Below are 1,058 nucleotides of genomic sequence, written 5' to 3'. Positions count from 1 at the left end.
CAAAAGAGCCGAACACCGCCCAGTGATCCAACTCCACATAAGCGTCATCCAAGTCTTGTTTTGAAGCGGAGGATGCGAACTCGGAGAAAGCCGCCTCATCTTGCTCGGTTAACCTGCGCAAGTCTCCTTCCAGGTTTTCTTGCAGCAAGACGTTCTTATCGGCTTCTGAAAAATAAAAAAGATAATCTGCGCCATGCAGAGTGACTCCCGCTTCATTCAATTTCCGGCGAAAGATCTCCTCAGACAGGTCTTGTCTTTGATAAGGGCCTACCTTATCGGCCATCGCGGGCGTCAGGACCGCCATAACCCGGCCATCGGTGGTTTCCAGGACCATGACCCGACTGTCTTTATCCAGGTCCGGGTTGATGGTGACAGTAAAGACTTCATCGGTATAGAGGATGTCTCCGTTCAAAAATGGCGTCCGCCAAAAATCAGTTATCGTTTGTGAAAATAAAGGCTTACTTCTTACTTGATTTGGTTGATTTGTCATTATGTTCACTTCCTTAGACATTTGTAATTTCTCCAATAGTATCAAAATAATTAATAGATAAACTAGAGAATGTTTGAATAAAATCGAATTTTCCACAACTTAATGAGTTCAAATCGTGGCAAAACCGTTAGATGCAAGAAAAATCCAATTAAAATCTGGATAACCGACAGCTTTCTAATTCTTTCATCTGCACATTATCAATAATCTCATTTGCAGCCTATCTTCAACCCCTTGCTATGTTCCCAAGAGAAAAGCCAGCCGATCGTCTGGCTTCGACTATAGCAGCAATCGGAGAACTTCTGTACTCGCCATTGTCATTTGGATCGAATTGCAGAAAATAGCCTGTCGGCGTCTCCATGTAAGAAACTTTCTGCTGTTTCTACCGTTGGTTGCAGATTTTGCCGTTAGTGATGTCGGACGCTCCTGTTTCGCGACATTACCTTATTCCATCGTAGATCGTTCCGGAAACCTTAAGCTCCTTCGAGATAGGAAGCAGACCGTAATTTACGGTGTGACAGAGGTTTAGTAAATTGCTTCAACCATCCACTTGTCTTTCACATAATGAATC

1 pseudogene is annotated in these 1,058 nt (G+C 43.6%); it reads right to left on the bottom strand.

The features are described 5' to 3' along the window. Window positions 1-511 (bottom strand): annotated as a pseudogene (locus AMS66_RS19720) (GNAT family N-acetyltransferase); the annotation flags it as partial. Between the last annotated feature and the right edge of the window lie 547 nt (window positions 512-1,058).

Origin of the sequence: Paenibacillus xylanivorans, from assembly GCF_001280595.1 — a bacterium.
Classification (GTDB): Bacteria; Bacillota; Bacilli; order Paenibacillales; family Paenibacillaceae; genus Paenibacillus; species Paenibacillus xylanivorans.
The sequence above is the reverse complement of the archived record's forward strand: the minus strand, read 5'-3'. Positions and strand labels throughout refer to the sequence as shown.